We start from the raw sequence: 19,692 nt of genomic DNA on the forward strand, positions 1-19,692 counted from the left end.
GCGTCCATCAAATCCTTTTTGGATATGATTGCCCCCTCTGTGGTCAACTTCATGCCGGATCATTTCATCTGCGGCAACACTTTCCGATGTGTGTGGGCACTCAGGGAATATCCGACCAGCACGGATGAGCAGGCTATCCTCCGTCATCTGGGAGAAAAGGACGGCGTCACCCTCCGAATCTACACCCGGCAGGTCACCCCGGCTGAGGAAAAGCGCATCATTCAGAACGCCGCCAACAAGAACCGCCTGAACAGCTCCAACACCAACGACCTGCAGCAGACGGTCACTGCCGAGAGCAACCTTCAGGACGTGGCCACCCTGGTGGCCACCATGCACCGCAACCGTGAGCCTCTGCTCCACTGCGCCGTGTACATCGAGCTGACCGCATCCGACTACAACAGCCTCAAGCTGCTCCAGACCGATGTGCTGACGGAGCTGGTGCGGAGCAAGCTGAATGTAGATAAGCTCCTGCTCCGTCAGCAGCAGGGCTTCCGCTGCGTCAATCCCTGCGGCCACAACACATTCGGCATCCAGTTTGAACGAGTGCTGCCCGCCTCCAGCGTGGCGAATCTCTATCCCTTCAACTACTCCGGTAAGCTGGACTCCAAAGGCTTCTACATCGGCAAAGACAAATACGGCAGCAACATTCTGGTGGACTTCGACCAGCGGGACGAGGACAAGACCTCCGCCAACATCCTGATCCTGGGCAACTCAGGCCAGGGCAAGTCCTACCTGATGAAGCTGCTGATCCTGAATCTGCTGGAGTCCGGCAAATCCGTCATCAGCCTGGACGCCGAACATGAACAGCAGGAGATGTGCGAGGCGGTGGGCGGCTGCTTCGCAGACCTGATGGCCGGGCAGTACATCATCAATGTGCTGGAACCCAAGTGCTGGGATGACGGCGGAGACCCCAACGCCACCGACGCGCCGGAGGCCTTTCGCAAAAACACCCTGCTGGCGCAGCACATCTCCTTCCTCAAGGACTTTTTCCGGGCCTACAAGGATTTCAGCGACGCGCACATCGACACCATCGAGATCATGCTGTCCAAGCTGTATCGCAAGTTCGGCATCACCGAGCGAACCAACTTCAGCCGGATGTGCCCGGAGGACTATCCCATCCTGTCCGACCTCTACGATCTCATTGAGGAGGAATTCAAGACCTACGACGCCGACCGTCACCAGCTCTACACCCAAAAGCTCCTGCAGGAGGTGCTGCTGGGGCTGCACTCCATGTGCAAGGGCGCTGACGCCCAGTTCTTCAACGGGCACACCAACATCACCTCCAGCCGCTTCCTGGTGTTCGGCGTCAAGGGAATGCTCAGCGCCGCCAAAAATGTCCGCAACGCCATGCTCTTCAATGTGCTGTCCTTCATGTCCGATAAGCTCCTGACCGTGGGCAATACCGTGGCAGCTCTGGACGAGCTGTATATCTGGCTGTCCAACCCCACCGCCATCGAGTACATTCGCAATTGTCTGAAGCGTGTGCGAAAGAAGGAATCGGCGATGCTGCTGGCCAGTCAGAATCTGGAGGACTTCGATCAGGAGGGCGTCCGTGAGATGACCAAACCCCTGTTCAGCATCCCGCCTCACCAGTTTCTGTTCAATGCCGGCTCCATCGACAAGCGGTCCTACATGGATATGCTCCAGCTGGAGGAGTCGGAATACAATCTCATCAAGTTCCCCCAGCGCGGCGTCTGCCTGTACAAGTGCGGCAATGAACGATATCTGCTGGAGGTTCACGCCCCGGCCTACAAGGAAAAACTCTTCGGAACGGCAGGTGGTCGCTGATGGCTGTTTCTGCTGCCGCGGTGGCCAAGGCCGCCGCCATGCTGCTTACCAACGAAAAGACCCGGAAAGGTTTGGGCTGGATTCTGGTGGCAATCTTTTCACCCGTCATTCTTTTGATCGCCCTGCTCTGCTCCCTTGGCTCAGGCGGGGCGGAGCATAACAACTATTCGGTGGAGGCATGCTTCTACGGAGCAGAATTCTCCGCAGAAGTTCCGGCGGAGTTCCGATATCACATCGAGGAAATGCGCTCGGCCTTTTCTCTTCTGGATTCGGCGGTGTCCTCTGCCAACGGGCAGATGGACAGCGGCAACAGCCTTGACCCGATCAGAGTCAAGGCTGTTTTTTATGCCCTCTGCTTTGGGGACGACGCCCCGTCCACACGGGCAGCGAACAGCTTCGTGGAGTGCTTCTACACCACCGAAACCCGAACACGAACCGTAGAAGTGACACTGGAGGACGGGACTACAAGTACAGAGGAAGAAGAATACACCGTCGCGGTGCCGGCCTCTCTGTCCCAGGCCTACGCCAATCTGGAAGCCCATCTGGGCAGAGAGATCACGGACGATGACAAGAGCAACATCGACCATATCTATACCATGATTGCGGGGAGCGCCGGGGGCGGCAGCTACAGCGGCGAGTATCTCAGAGGGGATGGGAGCAGCATAGAGCTGGACATCTCCGCCTTCACCGATCCAACCACCAAGAACGCCGCAGACCTTGTGACCTACGCCATACACGCCTGGGAGTCCGGCTGGGGCTATGTCTGGGGAACATACGGCAGTGTCCTCACCGATTCGCTCTTCGCCTACAAGCTGGAGCAGTACCCTGACGGTGTCGGCAGCTATGCGGACTTCATCCGTGCCAACTGGCTGGGAGGCAGAACCACAGACTGCGTGGGCCTGATCAAAGGGTACGGATGGCTCAATCCCGACACCATGACTATCGAGTATGGAACCAACGGGATGCCGGATCTTGGCGCCAACCAGATGTATTATAACGCCTCAGTATCCGGAACCATCGACACCATGCCGGATATCCCCGGCCTCGCTGTCTGGCATGACGGCCACATTGGCGTGTACATCGGTGACGGTTATGTGATTGAAGCTATGAATACCAAAAAAGGTGTGGTGAAAACAAAGCTGGAGGGTCGGGGCTGGACCCACTGGCTGCAGATCGAATACATCAACTACGACTGAGAAAGGAAGTGCCAATGAAGCAAGTGAACCTGACCATCACCTTCGATGAGGAGAAGCTCTCGGCGCTCAAACGCTACATGGGCAAGAAGGAGCTTGACCTGGACCGTGAGATGACGGATGCGCTGGTGAAACTCTATGAAAAATATGTGCCCGCTCCGGTGCGTGAATACATCGACGAGAGCGATGTAAACGCCGCTGCTCCGAACAAGTCCCGCCGCAGCCCGAAGCCTGTCACGCCCAAACCCGCAGAAGAAGTGGAGGCGTCGCAGTGAACAGCAAAGACATCACCCTCTGGATTGACGAGCGTTGGTACGACGCCCTCAGCAAGCATCTGAAAGATGAAACGCTGGAGGAGCATCTGGAGAATGTCCTTGATGAAATGTGCAACCAGCTTCCTCAGCGGGAGTACGAGCGCATCAGCCACGAGCTCTGGGCAGAGCAGCAGGCGGAGAAGGAGGCTCGGGAGGCCACACGGCGCTTCGCCGTTTTCCATGTCACGGAGGGCGGCAGTGCCGACTACTTCCTGACGGAAGAACATATGGAGTTCCTGCAAACTGCCCGACGCCTTCGCAGCTATATCCGCAAGGCAGACGGCGACGCCCCCGCACACTTCACTGAAATGTTTCCCCGTGGAGAGAAACTGTCCCGTGAGCAGTTCGAAACATATGTGTCGGAGCGGCTGGATAACACCGGCAGAGTGGTCGGTGCATTCGACATTGACCTGGACAGCGGCTACCTCGATGCCCTCAACATCATGGACGGCTGGAAGCGATTCCGCATTCAGGATGTCAGCACCGCCGTCTACTTCGCCACGAAGAAAAGCGCCGCGTCACCGGACGAACAGTGGCGCACCTTCCTGGATCGTCTGCAGGGAAAAGAGATCACATACGAAACGGAGCCCCAGTATCTCACCGGTATCCGGACGCTCCACGCAGAGGACATCTCCTTTGCGGAGGATATTATTCAGAACGACAACCTGCTGGAGTTCTACATGGAAGTATCGTTCCATGCGGACGAGGTGTTCGGAACCAACGTCTGTACCACCGAGAACGATGACTGGCTGAACATCTATGCCAACTACGATCTGGATGCCCGCCGTGTCTGTGACACGCTGGAGGTGTATCTGCAGCGGGGCAACGGCGATGAGGAGGCGTTCAAGTATCGCCTCAGCGCCGAGGAACAGGCCCTGCTCCTCCCCAGGATGAACACCTACTGTCAGGAGTACTGGGGCCAAAGTCTGGAGGAGTGCAGTGCGAACTATCTGTCGGAGCAGAGTCCGGCATCCCCGGAGATGCAGATGTAGCGCCGTGTTGCCCCCTGTGGGCCGCTGTGTGCGGCTTTCAGCGGCTGACCGACCGAGTACCCCGCCCTGGGGAAACAGGCGGGGTTTGTGCCGCTTTTCGAGGGAGGTGGAGGCCGACGAAAGGCAAGCAGGAGAAAGGCCCGACGCTCCTTGTGCGCCGAGCCATTCACAACTGCCCGCAGTGCGGGCAGTTTCAGGCTTTTGGATAGGCCGTTCCTTTTGAGCCTAAACAGCAGCAGGAACGCTCCATTTTACGAGAACGCCGCTGTACCAAGGGTTTTACAGCGGTTCCAACAAACAAGGAGGTACTATGGTAAAAGGAAAACAGAAGGTAACTGTATGGATGACCCCATCTGTGAAGGAGCAGATTGAGGACACCTATCGGTCAGATAACTGTAGAACCCAAAGTGAGTTCATCGAAAAAGCAGTGGAATTCTATCTTGGCTATCTGCATACCAAGAACGCCGGCGCCTTTCTGCCCGAAGCACTCTCTGCCATGATGACCGGCACACTGGATTACTATACCGGGCGCATGGGCTCGCTCCTGTTCAAGCAGGGCGTGGATCTCCATGTGCTGGGACAGATCATCGCTTACGACACCGACATCGACGAAGGCGAATACCAGCGCCTGCGCGGAAAAGCCATCCGGGATATGAAGCGCACCAACGGGCGCATCTCCTTCAAGGACGCACTGGACTTCCAGAAGTCGGTGTAACCCATGGCAAAGCTCGTACAGAAAAGCGGCTATATCCAATCGGACAAGGCCGGCGGGTACATGAAGTACATCGCCACCCGTGAAGGCGTGGAGAAGCTGTCCGGAAACGGTCCGGTTACCAAAGGCCAGCGGGAGCTGATCCAAAAGCTGCTCCATGACTTTCCCGATGCTGCGGAGCTGTTCGAGTACGAGGACTACTGCAAGACCCCAACGCTTGGAACTGCCTCCGCATTCATCACCATGGCGCTGGATGCAAACCTTCATGAGATGAACTCAGAGAGCGGATACATGTCCTACATTGCCACCCGTCCTCGTGTGGAGCGTCACGGCGCACACGGCCTGTTCAGCTCCGCTCCGGCAGTTGACCTGAATGCAGCCATGTCCGAGCTGGAGGCCCATGAAGGAAATGTGTGGACCATCATCTACTCCCTGCGCCGGGAAGATGCCGCCCGCCTGGAATACGACAACGCGGATGCGTGGCGCACTCTGCTCATGATGCACACACAGGATCTGGCCAGGGCTATGCGGATACCGGTGGATCACTTCCGCTGGTACGCAGCCTTCCACAATGAGGGACATCACCCCCATATCCACATGATGGTCTGGTCGGACAATCCCAAGGAGGGCTTCCTGACCAGAGAAGGCATTGCGGCCATGCGCTCCAAGCTGACCAACACTATCTTCCGGGATGAGATGAATCAGATCTACGAGCGGAAGGATGTAGCCTACAAAGATCTGGTCGAGACAGCCCAGGACACCATGCGGGAGCTGATCCACAGGATGAATCACCAGCTCTGCGACAACCCCGTCATCGAGGAGCAGATGAGCCAGCTGGTGCAGGCTCTGGAAACCACCACCGGGAAAAAGCAGTATGGCTATTTGAAAAAGCCACTGAAAGCGTTGGTGGACACCATCGTGGATGAGCTGTCCCGACAGCCGGAAGTAGCGCAGTGCTACGAAATCTGGAATCAGATCCGGGACGAGCTGAACGAGTGCTACGGCAGCCGCACACCACGGGAGCATCTCCCGCTCTCCCAGCAGAGGGAGTTTCGCAGAATCAAGAACGACATCATCCGGGAGGCCGAGAACATCCGTCTCGGCCTCCCAACTTTTGAAGATGAAGCACTGCAGGACGAGCCTGAGCCGGAGGAAGCACAGGAGGAACATCGATCCACCAGCGTATACGATCAGGCACAGCGCTACCGTGCCGCCAAATCCGTGCTGCAGGATGTCTATGCGCTGGATGAGGAACACGCGGAAGCGGTTCGGGAGCTGGAGCAGCTCTGGGCAGAGGGATATACGGTGGCAGCCCACCAGCTGGGTAAGTTCTACCGGGACGACCTCTCCACCATGCGGGATCATGAAAAAGCCGAGCGGTGGTTTCGATTGTCCGCAGAGGCCGGAAATGACTTCTCGGAATACGCCCTTGGGAAACTGCTCCTTTCTCAGAAACGCACAGCGGAGGCATTGCGCTGGCTGGATAAGGCTGCCGGGCATGGAAACCAGTTTGCCCAATATCGTTTGGGAAAGCTCTACCTCGCCGGCGAGTCTGTAAAGAAGGATGTGAGAAAAGCTCTGGAGTACCTGACCGCTGCCGCCGAACAGGGAAATTCCTTTGCCCAATATACCCTGGGCAAGCTGTATCTCCTGGGCCGGGATGTGGAGCAGGATCGGGAGCAGGCCAGGGAGTGGTTCACACGCTCAGCCGCCCAGGGCAACCAGTACGCTCAATTCTTCCTCGACCGCTTCGACCAGTTCCGTGATCCGTCCGTGATGCTGGCGGCAACCAAGCTGCTCCATCACATGAGCCGGATCTTCCGGGATAATTCTGTACCGCCTCATAACCCGGCCGGAATCCGCATTGACTCCAAACGGCGCACACGCCTGATGGAGAAACGTATGGCCATAGGCCACAAGGCAGACGATCACGAGGAGCAGGTGTCGTATCAGCAGACCATGTAACAGGAGGGAACCATGTCAACCTATATTCACTTTACAGAAGAGCAAAGGCAGCGTGCCGCCGCTGTGGACTTGGAGGAGTTCCTCCGGTTCCGTGGCGAGAAGCTGATTCCGTCCGGCAGAGAGAAACGGCTGGCCAAGGACCACAGCGTCACCGTCCGCGGAAACGAGTGGTACGACCATGCCGAGGAGAGGGGCGGTCACGCCGTCAGCTTTGTGCAGCGCTTCTACAACCTCAGCTATCCCGAAGCGGTGACCATGCTGCTGGGCGGAGAAGTGGGTACCATCTACCCCTCTGCCGCAGAGCGGGTGGTGGAGCCGCCAAAGCCCTTTGTCCTGCCGCCGGTCCACTCCGATATGCGCAGGGTCTATGCCTATCTGGTGAAGCATCGGAACATTGACCGAAGTGTGGTAGCCCACTTCGCCAGGGAAAGGCTCCTGTACGAAGATGCGAAATACCACAATGCAGTATTTGTGGGCACAGATGAGGAAGGCGTCCCGCGTCACGCCCACAAACGGAGTACCAACAGCTACGGAAAAGCCTTCCGGCTCAATGTGGAGGGCTGCAATCCCCGCTACAGTTTTCACCATATGGGAACAGACGAAAGCCTCTATGTGTTCGAGGCGCCCATCGATATGCTCTCCTACATCACGCTCCATCCGGAGGACTGGCAGCGCCACAGCTATGTGGCCTGCTGCGGCACCTCCATCCAGCCGGTGGCGAAGATGCTGGAGCGGATGCCCCAGATTCACACCGTGCTGCTTTGTCTGGACAACGACGAGGCTGGCCACCTGGCCAACCAGCGCATGATGGCCCAGCTGGAAGCGGACTACACCGTGGAACGGCTCGTTCCGGAGAACAAGGACTGGAACGATGACTTGACTACAGTCAGAGAACAGAAATGCGAGGTGAACACATTATGCCAGAGTTTTGGATAACTCTGTTGGAGCAGCTCAAGGAGTCAAAGGTGGCTCTCCTGATTCTGGCCGGCGCCGGAATGTTTCTTGTCATCGGAGGACTTGCTGCGCTGTCCCACTGCTACACCCTGAGCGGCATCAAGTCCAGGACGGTGGGCGACGGACAGCACGGTACCGCGAGGTGGGCCACCGCAAAGGAGATCAAAAAGATCTATGCCCATGTCCCGTTCCGGGTCAGGGACTGGCGCAGCGGCCACAACCGCCCCGCGGAGCAGGGGCTGGTGCTGGGGTGCAAGGGCAAGAAGGGCGAGCTTACCGCTCTGGTGGACAGCGACGATATCCACTGCCTCATGATCGGCGCTTCCGGCATCGGCAAGACAGCCTATTTCCTCTATCCCAATCTGGAATATGCCTGTGCCAGCGGCATGAGCTGGCTGGCGCTGGACAGCAAGGGCGACCTTGCCCGGAATTACGGAACCATCGCCAAGGAGTGCTATGGGTACAATATCTCTGTTATCGACCTGCGTAATCCCACCCGCTCGGATGGCAACAATCTGCTGACGCTGGTCAACCGGTACATGGATATCGCCCGAAAGGAGCCGGGGAATCTGGCGGCCCGCGCAAAAGCAGAAAAATACGCCAAGATCCTGTCCAAGACCATTGTCAACCCGGACGGCGATGACAGCAACCGTGGGCAAAACGCCTTCTTCTACGATGCCGCCGAAGGTCTGCTCACCTCTGTCATCCTGATGCTGGCTGAGTTCCTGCCGCCCGACGAAGACCATCCCCAGGAGCGCCGACACATCGTCTCCGTGTTCAAGCTGGTGCAGGATCTTCTGGAACCCAGTGGCGTCAAGGGCAAGAGCCACTTCCAGCTTCTGATGGGCAAGCTGCCTCCGGACCACAAGGCGCGGTGGTTCGCCGGAGCCGCCCTCAACAGCGCCGAGCAGGCCATGGCCTCCGTCATGTCCACGGTCCTGTCCCGGCTGAATGCCTTCTTGGACAGCGAACTGGAGCAGATCCTGTGCTTTGACAGCGCCATCGACGCCGAGAAGTTTGCGTCGGAGAGGTCCGCCATCTTCCTGATCCTGCCGGAGGAGGACACCACCAAGAACTTTATGGCCGGTCTGATGATTCAGAATCTCAGCCGGGAGCTGTTTGCCGTGGCCGATGAGAACGGCGGCAAGCTGAAAAACCGGGTGGTGCTGTTCTGCGACGAGTTTGGAACCATGCCGCCCTTTGATATTCTGCCCCTGTTCTCCGCCGGTCGATCTCGCCGGCTGACGCTGGTACCCATCATCCAGTCGTTGGCGCAGCTGGAGAAAAACTACGGCAAGGAAGGCTGCGAAATCATTCAGGACAACTGCCAGGACACCATCTTCGGCGGTTTCGCCCCCAACAGCCAGACTGCGGAAGTCCTGTCCAAAGCCCTGGGCAGCCGCACCGTCCTCTCCGGCTCGGTGAGCCGAGGGAAGAACGATCCCAGCCAGAGCCTGCAGATGATGGAACGGGCACTACTCACCCCTGACGAGCTGAAATCCATCCCCAAGGGCAGCTTCATTGTCATGAAAACCGGTACCCATCCCATGCGGACCCGGCTCCAGCTCTTCCTGAACTGGGGCATCACCTTCGGGGAGCCGTACACTGTGCCGGAGCGGGCAAACCGAGCGGTGGCCTATGCCAATCGTGTGGATCTGGAACGGAATCTTCCGAAGTCTGCCAAGGCAGAGGAAGCAGCGGAACACCGGGGCTATGCGGTGTCCGGACACGGCGGTATGGCGCATGAACCAGTACAGGAGAGAACCCGAAAGCGGGGTAAAAGTATCAAATCCATGGAGGAAGAAAACACATGAGCTACTTTGGAACCATCTACGCCGACACCGAACTGCCCTCCAGAGCAAGGGCAGTTTATATGTACCTGCGGGATCGGTCAGACGCTGAGGGCAAGTGCTGGCCCGGCATCAAGACCATCGCCTCGGACATGAAGCTGTCCCGCTCCACGGTCAAGCGGGCTGTATCCGATTTGGAAAAAGCCGGATATCTGGTCAAAGCCCCCCGATACCGTCCCAACGGCAGCAGTACCTCCAATCTCTATACTGTAAAATAAAGAGAAAGTGGTTTGTACCAAAAAGTTGTACAAACCACTTTTGAAGGAATCGAATTTTTAAAACCTTCCACCAAGGGGAGGCTGCGCTCATGTGCTGGACCCAGGGGCGGTTCATTGTGAACCGCCCAGAAGGACTCACTCTAACTGAGATTTAATGCAGAGAAAGAAACTAACGGAAGAACGGCGGGGACTTGTCGGCAATGCGCTCCCGGCAAGTCCCTGCTTTTCTTCTGCCGGAGAGATTGTGCGTTCGCATAAAATTGCGATACGCTCTTGAAGATAATAGAGATTAGCGGTAAAATATAAGTCAAGTGTGCATTAAGGCCCGTTCTTTGAGAATCACCTTACAAAATATCTGTATTATCTGGAAGAAGGAGAGAGTACATGGCGCTTTCTTATAACCGTATGTGGAAGTTACTTGTAGATAAGAAAATGAGCAAAGCGGATTTGAGAAAAGCCGCAGATATTGCGCCGAATACAATGACAAAGCTACGGCGAGATGAAACGGTAAATCTCGCTATTTTGGGCCGTATATGTGAGACCCTCGACTGTGATTTCGGCGATATTATGGAATATGTAAAAGAATCAAAAAATAGTTCAAACACGCAAACATCTTCAAAGGAGTAGTTGTATATGGCAGAGAGGCAACCGTCCTGGGATAAATATGAAGCCGCTATCCTGTTAGAAGGGATCCTTGCCTCTATGAAAGGCGAGCTCACACGCTCAGACGCAGTTAAGGCAGTATCTCACGATTTAAGAGCAATGGCAGTTCATCGGGGCATAGAAATTGATGCGGTGTATCGTAATACAAACGGAATCTCATTTCAAATGAAAAGCATGGAGTCAGCATATTTGGGACGCACAGTTTTCAAACCGGCTACCAGACTTTTTACAGGGGTTGCAAGTTTGTATCATGACTCCCATGACGAGTATCAAAAATTACTGAAGGAGGCAAGAGCAATGATAATCGATGGAAAAACCGTTAAAGATGATTTCATGCGGTATCTTGCCGAACAAGTGTCTCCTGCCCAGCTTTCTGACTTTTATATTTGTTATTCTGAAATCGAAACCTTTTGCTTGAAAATAAAAGTCCTGCAAAAACCGTTGTTCCAGACAACAGACATCGAAACCATAAAGAAAGTTCAGCGCACAATTGAACAAAATAAATTCTTCAGAATAACCCGCAGAAAGCAGATCAATAAAATTGTTGCTGCAGGGCGATATTACTACAACTACATAAAAGAAGGGCTCTATTCTCGTATTGGCATTGAGGAAACAGCAGTTGAGGAATCCAACACCGCCACTCAGACATTTCAGCCACAACACACACATAATATCGCAAACGATACAATGTCAAAATCTGTTGCGAGTGAACAGTCGGATGAGATAAACAGCAGAAGTTTTTCTCGATACCTGTCGGAAACACTGAAAATGGCCGATGCTACCAGTCGGAGTTATTCTTCGGCAATAAATAATTGTGAGGTGTTTGCAAGAGAACACCAACTGCCTTCTTGGCAACTTTACACTTCTGATCGGCAAGCTGCGCAGGAAACGATTCGCTTACTCTTAAACGATGCGGATTTTTTGAGTTACAATGCGAGGCAGCATAATCGCTTCCGAGCGGCTTTGCAGAAGTTTCTTATGTTCATTGGGGCTGAGCCGCAACAGACTGTTCCTACAAAAGCGGACATAGATTCTGCGAGTCCTTACAGGAATGAAGGTTATGAGCAAGTGCTCAGAGAATATTTCATGAAGGGATTCCGTATGGATTCGCCTCTTGAGATACGCAAATTTAAGAGGTATTACACAGCAACCCATGCCACAGAGCTGACTGACTCTGATGATGACATCAGCAACAAAATCAAGCAACTATGCATTCTTTACGAGGGGAAAGCCTTTCTCCCAGATGTCATGTTGAGCGAAGATCGAAAGGAAGAACTGCTGGATTACATCGAGAGCGCCTTTGCAGACGGGAAAGCAGCTATTTATTATCAAGCGATTTTTGCCGAATTTTCTGATGTGTTCTTGGACTACCATATTCACGATGCCGATATGCTGAAAGCGTACTTGACCTCTATCGGAAACGGAAGATTTTTCATCAACAGAAGTTTTATATCGAAAACGCCCGATGTCAGCATGGACCCGCTATCGGAAGTTCGCTCTTGCTTGCAAAACTTTGGAAGACCGGCGACTTATGATGAGCTTTTTGCTGCACTGCCGCATCTTCCACAGAGTAAAATAAAGTTGATCCTTGCCAGCAATGTTGAATTCGTCAACAATGGCCGCAGCGAATACTTCCACGAAAGTATTGTCCATTTGTCTGATGAAGAATTGGATGGAATTGCTGAAATCATCCAGAGGACCATTGACGAAAGGGATTTCATTGGTGGTAATGAGCTTTATGATGCAATCCGGGCAAAATATCCCTATATCATAGAGGAAAATCACACCCTCTCCGTGTATGGGTTCCGGGATGCACTAAAGGCAAAATTAGGTGATAAATTTTCGTTCAAAGGAAATATCATCAGCCGCTCGGGTCAGGAAATCTCGATGGTGGATGTGTTTGCAAAATATGCAAGAAGTCATGATAGTTTCACGCTGTCTGAGCTTCAGGGATTGGCGGATAGCCTCGCTACGACCATATACTTTGATACCGTTTACGAAAACAGCCTGAGAATCAGCCGGGATCAATTTGTATCGAAAGCAGCGGCCCAGTTCCCCGTTGCTGACATAGATGAGGTGCTGGACCGAATCTGTACGGAAAAGTATATTCCCTTGCCGGAAGTAACGAACTTTGGCGCACTCCCCTATGTGGGATTTCCCTGGAACAGCTTCTTGTTGGAACATTATGTGGCAAGTTACAGTCAGAAATATCTGCTCCTACATAGCAGCTTTAATGGAACTGAATGCGCCGGTGCAATTGTGAAGCGTTCCGCAGGCATCGGCAGCTTTGATGACTTGATCATTGACCTGCTGGCCAACAACAATCAAATAGAGATGAAAAAAGCCCCCGTGCTTCAATATCTGAGTGACAATGGATATCTTGCCCGCCGTAGATACTCAGAAATAGAATCGCTCATTATCAGAGCAAAAGCACAGAGGCAAAGGAAGGACACCGACTAATATGTACTCATATACCTGGGATGCCGAGACGGGCGGACTGCTGCTGAACAGCTCACCGCTTTCCTTCAGTAAGGAACCTCGTCCGGTGTATTACAAAGAACTGGATATTCTTGGATTTGACCGGTATTGGAATTATGCAAAGAATGACTCCTACCCCTATATGTGGGCGGAAGCCAACAATTATTTCTACCGGGGACGGCAGGTTGCCAAGACCAAAGGCGGCAGTCTTTATACCCCACCTGAAATTGTGATTATGGACGAGCCAGAGCCCGATGGACAACCTCTCCGCTTTGTTGATATTCCCGCTATGGTCGAAAAGAACCGGGATTTGTTGGAGAAACTGGCCGCAGAAACAATAAAGAAAATATACAACATTTATGTTGAATACATGGATCGGGTCGATGTCTTCTATGTGGCGTTCAGTGGCGGCAAGGATAGTGTAGTAGCCCTCGATCTGGTGCAGCGTGCTTTGCCGCACAATAAATTCAAAGTGCTATTTGGCGATACGGGAATGGAATTCCCGGATACATATAAAATAGTCGAAGAGATTGAACAGCACTGTAAAGACGCAAAGATTGAATTTTTAAGAGCAAAGTCTGACTTCGACCCGAAAGTCACATGGAGGGAATTTGGACCGCCAGCGCAGACGATGCGATGGTGTTGTAGTGTGCATAAAACTGCGCCTCAAATCATCTTACTGAGAGAGTATACCAATAATCCTCATTTTAGGGGAATGGCCTTCACAGGAATCCGAGGAGATGAAAGTGCTTCTCGAAGTGAATACGAAGGTATTAGTCACGGAGAGAAAGTTCGTGGACAATATAGCTGCCACCCAATCCTTGAATGGAACTCCGCCGAATTGTTTTCCTATATCTATGAGAGACAACTCTTGATAAATGATGCCTATAAAAAAGGAAATAGCCGTGCAGGATGTCTTGTGTGCCCGTTAGCCACATCGAAAAATATGTATTTTAAGGAACAAGCATACAGCTTTAGTGATGAGGGATATCGGACAACCACAACATTCAATAACATTATTCTGGAAACAACCTCCAAAGAGTTGTCTAATCCGAGCGCCGTCAAGGAGTTTATGGACATTGGTGGATGGAAAGCACGAAGAAGTGGAAAAGAATTATCATTCGCCAAAAGTTATACAAATGAATCATTTGAACAAGGTGTACTTACAATTCAAGTATCCCGTATAGAAACTGATTGGAAGCAGTGGATTAAAACAATTGGCAATGTAACCTTTCTGGAGAATGGTAATGTCGAAGTGCTTTGCAGAGATAAGTTGTATCACATTGAGATTGCCGAAAATACCAACGGACTAACTGCTACAGTTGTGATAGGGAAAAATACCCAGAAAGACATTTATTTTATGTCAGAATTGAAGACTGTGTTCAGAAAAACCGCATATTGCATTGGCTGTAGAGTATGCGAGGCGAATTGTCCGCATGGGTTTATTTCTATGAAGGATGGCCATGTAACAATCGATGACCGATGCGTAAAATGCAAAAAATGTCACGATGTATTCCATGGTTGCTTAGTAGCCAACTCGTTGCGATTGCCGAAAGGAGAAAAGAAAATGGGGAGCATTGACAGGTATGGAAATATGGGCATTGAACTCGATTGGGTTAGATCGTATTTCAAATTAAAGGATGAATTTTGGACTTCTCCTCACAGCCTTGGAACCAACATGGTTAAAAATCTCAAGAGCTTCTTGAACGATGCCGAAGTTACTGCTAAATCTAAATTTGCACCCTTTGGTAAAGTTATTGATAATATTGGAATAGAGAATTCCGACGCTTGGGCATTGATTCTTTGCAATTTGACATACACATCGGAGTTTAATTGGTGGGTCAAAAACATTGATTTTTCCACAACGCACACCCCTGATACCATTTATGCAATGCTGGATGACTCAATGAGTAAAAATTCTCGTTCACACATTGTCTCCGCATATAAAAACATCCTGATTTCTATTCCTCAATTAAGCAATGAAATCGGCCTGGGTGTCTGTGACTACACGCTAAAAAACGGAAAGCGTTTTTGGAATAGCGTGGTTCGCATCCCCTGGGAAAATCCGAATCCGCTTGTCATTCTTTACAGCTTATATAAATTTGCAGAGGCTTGCGGGGATTACCACCAGTTTACATTGTCCCGCCTCTTAAACCATGACCTCGAAAGTGACGGTGTTAGTCCTACTGAGATTTTTGGTCTTGACCGCAATCAGATGGAAAAGATTTTGAATGGTTTGACTATCAACTATCCAGATTTCCTCAACGCCAGCTTTACACTGGACCTGGATAATATCACTCTCAACAGCGAAAAGACATCTCAGGATGTGCTGAATCTGTTCTAAGGAGGAAGATGCTATGCCGATGTTGGAAAAATACCGTCATTATTTCAATATTGATCCGGATTATTTCCCCGCCGTGAACGAGGCGGTCATCACGAAGAACCCGGAAGTGTGGAAAAAATTCTTCCCCCACGAGACCTTCGTGAAACTTCTGAAGAACACGGTCAGCGTCCTGGAGCGCAAGCAGAAGCTCTGTCTATGGGTGGAAGGTGCCTACGGAACCGGTAAATCCCATGCCGTTCACACGCTCAAAAAGCTGCTGGATTCCAGCGAAGAAGAAACCCGTGAATACTTCCAGAGACATAAAATGGACAACGACCTGTACAACCGCTTCCAGGCCGTGAAGTCCAGCGGTCGTATCTTGACCGTTCACCGCTATGGTTCCGCTTCTATCCGCAGCGACCATAATCTTGTCTTTGCCATCCAGGAAAGCATTGAAAAGGCGCTTGTTGATGCCGGAATTGAAAACAAGGGCGGGAATGCGCTGAAGGATGCTACCATTGCATGGCTCTCTGACAAGGATAACAAAAACTACTTCAACGGACTGATCACTGGCACTTACTCTGACCTCTTTGGCGGAGATGACGCCGATACGGTGATTGAGAAGTTGCGCACCTTCTCCGGCGAGGCGCTGGCAAGGATTATGGACAATATCTTCAAGGTAGCCGATGAGCGTCAGGTAAAAGCTCTGTCGCTGAGCGTGACCGATTTGGGCAACTGGATTCGTGAGGTCATCCGGGCAAACAGTTTGAAGGCGATTGTCTTTATGTGGGACGAGTTTACCGAATATTTCTACAACAACGCCCGCAATCTCACCGGATTTCAGGAGCTTTGTGAAATCAGCGAAACCGATCCCTTCTATTTTGTGCTGGTGACCCATGTGACCCAGGGCCTGTTCCATGAGCGCGACCAGGACTTCATCAAGCTGAACGGACGCTTTGTCAGTCCGCACAGTTTAATCAGCCTGCCTGAAAATATTGCATTCCAACTCATGGGTGCAGCCATGGAGAAGAATAAGGACGAAGTTGTTTTGGCAGATTGGGAGGTAGCCCTTGGCGACCTGACTGATAGAACACAGGCATCCCGTAAGCTGGTGAAGTCGGTGGCTCGGATCACCGACAAAGAGATGATCGATATTCTCCCGATACATCCCTATGCCGCCCTGCTTCTCAAGCATATTTCCTCTGCGTTTGATTCCAACCAGCGCAGTATGTTTGACTTTATTAAAAATGACCGTGGCGATGAAATCAAGGGGTTCCAGTGGTTTATTGACAATTTCGGGCCAGAGGACGACAACCCGCTGCTTTCCGTCGATATGCTTTGGGAATTCTTCTATGATAAGGGAAAAGAATATCTATCGCATGATATTCGCTCTATTCTGGACTATTACAATCGTGCTGGGAATCAGCGCCTTGATTCTGACCAAAAACGTGTACTCAAAACGGTTCTTCTGTTGCAGGCAATTTCTCAATATGCCGGCGACTCTGTTGAGCTGTTTATTCCCAACGAAAAGAACCTTGACAACGCTTTTGAAGGGACTGATATGGAAGGCTCCGCAGCGAGATGTGCGGATCAGCTTGTTCGAGAAAAGGTGTTGTTCTCCAAGTCCCTTGGCGGTGGAAAATTCCAGTATGCTGCTTACAACCATGAAAACGAAATTGATGTAACACCTTTTGAGGAACAGATCGACCGCAAGAGCACCTCGGCTTTTATCACAGAGGAACTTGCTGACAGAACTCGTATCGTGGATGCAATCAGCCTTGGTGGAGCTTTGAAGCTTCGCTATGAACTGCGCTATGTTTCGTCTTCCGACTTTGATTCTACAATCAAGCAGCTTCGCAACACGGAAGAAAAGTATGCAAATAAGATCGTTGCTGTTGTATGCTTTGCGAAAGATGATGCAGAAAGTGTGGTTCTGGGCAAGAAAATACATGACGCCCTTGCTGCTGGCACCTACAACATGATTTTCATTGATGCCAGCCGTACTCCGTTTGGTGCGGATGGCTATGGCGTGTATCGTCACGATATGGCGTTATCTATGTCCCAGCAAGGAAAAGACCCTGCATTAGTTACTCAATATGCCAACAATGCAAAAGATTCTCTGAAGAAATGGAAAACCCGCATTGCAGGCGGTGAGTTTATGGTTCACACCGCAGATAAGCCGGATGGGGAACGTGCTACTACGCTGGACGCTCTGTACGGCCTTCTTGCAGAAATCAACAAGAAAAAGTTCGTGTCCTGCCTTGAGGGCTCTTACAATGTCATTGCCAATATGTATACACCGAGCAGCTTGAAGCAAGGTGTTGAGTGCGCATTCAATGAGAAAACAGCTGGTACCTTCCTGTCCGGCAGTCCCGCCACAAAGTTGGAAATCGCTCTTGACGGCGCATGGAAGGTTCCCGAATACTGGCTTTCCAAGCCTCATCTCTTGATTTCCAAAATCAAGCTGTGTGTTGATGAAATTGTAAACGATGGCTTCCAGAACGGTGGTGGCCGTGTATCTATCAAGCAAATCTATGACGTTTTGAAGGCGGCACCTTATGGTTTTATGCCCTGTAATCTGTCTGCATTTATTATGGGCTTTGTGCTGAAGGAATACGCCTCTGGGACATATAGCTGGAGCGATGGGCTTACCAACGACATTTTGAATGTTGGCAAACTCAAGGAAATGATTGACGAAGTTATTCGCCTTGAAATCACGCCGAATCCTCGCTATAAGGATAAATATATCGTTGCGATGACCCCCGCAGAGAAGGCTTTTAACGAAATTACTTCTGTGGCATTTGGGATTCCGCTTAATATGTGTACTTCGGTTCCAAACACCAGAGAACGCATCCGCAACAAGATGAAGGAATTCTCCTTCCCGATTTGGACTTTGAAGTATATTCTGGACAAAGAATCGCTTCAGACGGAAACCTCCGTGTTGTCCGAAATCATTGATTCTTTTTGTGGAATTGCCAACAGCAATAACATGGGTACAGCGAAGAGCGATAGCGATATTGCCATGGCAATCGGAAATCTTGCCCTTTCCAATCCAGATGCCGCAAAAGATTTGCAAACGATTTTGACCAAGGAAAAGTGTACCCAGGGTATGGCTGCCTACCTTGAAACCTTTGAAAATGGTACGCTTGTCTCTCTTGCTAAAACAGTTGGCGATGGCGGTCAATACCTCAATGTTCTCCGCAGGAAGTTTGATGCGGATGCGGCGAATTGGGTTTGGAATGTCGAAACCGCACAGCAGAAAATCCGTGAGGTTATTCTGGAGTATCAAATCATTGTAGAAAGCAATAAGATTATCTCCAAAAGCATCTCCTATGATGCGACCATACGGGAGTGGTGTGACAAGTGCGGATATATTCGCATCTCCTATGCAGCTGCAAAAAATTATCTTGATGAACTTGGGCCATTCCTCGGAATGCTCTATAACCTGAAAAAAGCAGGAACGCTGCTGGATTCCCAGAAGCAGTCTTTCCTGGAACTTGTTCAGGCAAACGGAAGCGCATTCCGCAACTTCTACAACAACCAGGTTGATCTGTTCAACCGTGTGTGCGGATACTATCTTGATGGGCTTTCAGAAGACGAAATCAAGGATGTGTTTGACACGATGCCTGCTGGCTCATTCACCTACGAAAAAGCAGACTATCTGAATCAGGTTGAAGCGAAGGTTGGGGCCTATAAGGAAGGCCAGAAAAACACACAGTTAAAGAAACTGTGGAGAGAGAAAACTGGGACTGACTCTCCTCGTGACTGGTCGAAAAAACACAAGATGCCTATTCTGTGTCTTATCCCTGACAACGAGGTTGCAAAAGCAAAAGCTGCATTTGGAGCTGTCAACCGTGCCAAAGCGGATGAACAGGCAATCGACCGTGCCATGGAATATTTTGCGTCTGCAAAATTCTTTGACCTTCTGGATGATAGTGCCGCTTTGGACAAAGCGTTTAGAGACAGTATCATCGGAAACTATGCGGTTATGCTTCTAAATATTCAGGAAGTGAAAGATTACCTTGACTCTCACATCACAGCAGAGCCGTTTGAGTGGTTCGGCCTTCCCGAAATTGAAAAGAAGCTTCGTCAAATGGCAGAGGCGAAATATAACCAGGGTGGTTGTGAACGTGCCCTCGCCAAGATCGATGAGATGGATATTGCTGATGTGAAGAAGTATCTAAAGGACCTCATTCGGGATAACATGGTTGTTGGCATGGAGATTATCAAAGGGAACTGAGG

General features: G+C 51.4%; 14 protein-coding genes. 13 read left to right on the forward strand and 1 reads right to left on the reverse strand.

Annotation, left to right across the window (positions count from 1 at the left end; translation table 11 throughout):
- The first annotated feature begins 24 nt into the window (after nucleotides 1–24).
- The 12 genes from ACTQ3V_RS06220 to ACTQ3V_RS06275 all read left to right on the forward strand — a co-directional run bounded on the left by ACTQ3V_RS06220 (nucleotide 25) and on the right by ACTQ3V_RS06275 (nucleotide 15,471).
- The gene (locus ACTQ3V_RS06220) at nucleotides 25–1,788 is read left to right on the forward strand and encodes a VirB4 family type IV secretion system protein (protein ID WP_441466785.1); all 1,764 of its coding nucleotides are present in this window, start codon (nucleotides 25–27) and stop codon (nucleotides 1,786–1,788) included.
- A complete protein-coding gene (locus ACTQ3V_RS06225; RefSeq protein ID WP_441466776.1) occupies nucleotides 1,788–2,984 on the forward strand; it encodes a hypothetical protein in 1,197 nt (398 codons plus the stop codon). Before ACTQ3V_RS06220 ends, ACTQ3V_RS06225 begins: the two co-directional genes overlap by 1 nt.
- Before the next feature lie 14 nt (nucleotides 2,985–2,998).
- Nucleotides 2,999–3,256 (forward strand): DUF6103 family protein, encoded by a 258-nt coding sequence (locus ACTQ3V_RS06230; RefSeq protein ID WP_071430746.1) that lies wholly within the window; start codon nucleotides 2,999–3,001, stop codon nucleotides 3,254–3,256.
- Nucleotides 3,253–4,287 (forward strand): hypothetical protein, encoded by a 1,035-nt coding sequence (locus ACTQ3V_RS06235; protein WP_071430744.1) that lies wholly within the window; start codon nucleotides 3,253–3,255, stop codon nucleotides 4,285–4,287. Before ACTQ3V_RS06230 ends, ACTQ3V_RS06235 begins: the two co-directional genes overlap by 4 nt.
- A 310-nt stretch (nucleotides 4,288–4,597) precedes the next feature.
- Nucleotides 4,598–5,002 carry a hypothetical protein gene (locus tag ACTQ3V_RS06240; protein ID WP_071430742.1) on the forward strand — a complete coding sequence of 135 codons (405 nt, stop codon included), beginning with the start codon at nucleotides 4,598–4,600 and terminating at the stop codon, nucleotides 5,000–5,002.
- A 3-nt stretch (nucleotides 5,003–5,005) separates the two neighbouring features.
- Entirely contained in the window at nucleotides 5,006–6,964 is a 1,959-nt protein-coding gene (gene mobP3, locus ACTQ3V_RS06245; protein ID WP_441462500.1) for a MobP3 family relaxase, read from the forward strand.
- 12 nt (nucleotides 6,965–6,976) lie between these two features.
- Complete coding sequence (locus ACTQ3V_RS06250) at nucleotides 6,977–7,900, forward strand: DUF3991 and toprim domain-containing protein (RefSeq protein ID WP_071430738.1); 924 nt, start codon at nucleotides 6,977–6,979, stop codon at nucleotides 7,898–7,900.
- The gene (locus tag ACTQ3V_RS06255) at nucleotides 7,882–9,732 is read left to right on the forward strand and encodes a type IV secretory system conjugative DNA transfer family protein (RefSeq protein ID WP_071430737.1); all 1,851 of its coding nucleotides are present in this window, start codon (nucleotides 7,882–7,884) and stop codon (nucleotides 9,730–9,732) included. The genes ACTQ3V_RS06250 and ACTQ3V_RS06255 overlap by 19 nt, the downstream gene beginning before the upstream one ends.
- Nucleotides 9,729–9,986: a helix-turn-helix domain-containing protein gene (locus ACTQ3V_RS06260; RefSeq protein WP_071430735.1), complete on the forward strand. Its 258-nt coding sequence runs from the start codon at nucleotides 9,729–9,731 to the stop codon at nucleotides 9,984–9,986. Before ACTQ3V_RS06255 ends, ACTQ3V_RS06260 begins: the two co-directional genes overlap by 4 nt.
- Before the next feature lie 384 nt (nucleotides 9,987–10,370).
- Nucleotides 10,371–10,613: a helix-turn-helix domain-containing protein gene (locus ACTQ3V_RS06265; RefSeq protein ID WP_071430733.1), complete on the forward strand. Its 243-nt coding sequence runs from the start codon at nucleotides 10,371–10,373 to the stop codon at nucleotides 10,611–10,613.
- 6 nt (nucleotides 10,614–10,619) lie between these two features.
- Nucleotides 10,620–13,109 carry a hypothetical protein gene (locus ACTQ3V_RS06270; RefSeq protein ID WP_087233699.1) on the forward strand — a complete coding sequence of 830 codons (2,490 nt, stop codon included), beginning with the start codon at nucleotides 10,620–10,622 and terminating at the stop codon, nucleotides 13,107–13,109.
- Nucleotide 13,110: 1 nt separating this feature from the next.
- Nucleotides 13,111–15,471 carry a phosphoadenosine phosphosulfate reductase domain-containing protein gene (locus tag ACTQ3V_RS06275; protein WP_071430729.1) on the forward strand — a complete coding sequence of 787 codons (2,361 nt, stop codon included), beginning with the start codon at nucleotides 13,111–13,113 and terminating at the stop codon, nucleotides 15,469–15,471.
- A 193-nt stretch (nucleotides 15,472–15,664) separates the two neighbouring features.
- On the opposite strand, the gene ACTQ3V_RS06280 is transcribed toward ACTQ3V_RS06275, so the two are convergent.
- Entirely contained in the window at nucleotides 15,665–16,369 is a 705-nt protein-coding gene (locus ACTQ3V_RS06280) for a hypothetical protein (protein ID WP_441466777.1), read from the reverse strand.
- Here ACTQ3V_RS06280 and ACTQ3V_RS06285 point away from each other — a divergent pair.
- Nucleotides 16,349–19,690 (forward strand): hypothetical protein, encoded by a 3,342-nt coding sequence (locus ACTQ3V_RS06285; protein ID WP_441466778.1) that lies wholly within the window; start codon nucleotides 16,349–16,351, stop codon nucleotides 19,688–19,690. The two genes, ACTQ3V_RS06280 and ACTQ3V_RS06285, sit on opposite strands and share 21 nt — an antisense overlap.
- The last annotated feature ends 2 nt before the right edge of the window (nucleotides 19,691–19,692 follow it).

The sequence above is a fragment of the Candidatus Agathobaculum pullicola genome, assembly GCF_052117205.1.
GTDB lineage: Bacteria > Bacillota > Clostridia > Oscillospirales > Butyricicoccaceae > Agathobaculum > Agathobaculum pullicola.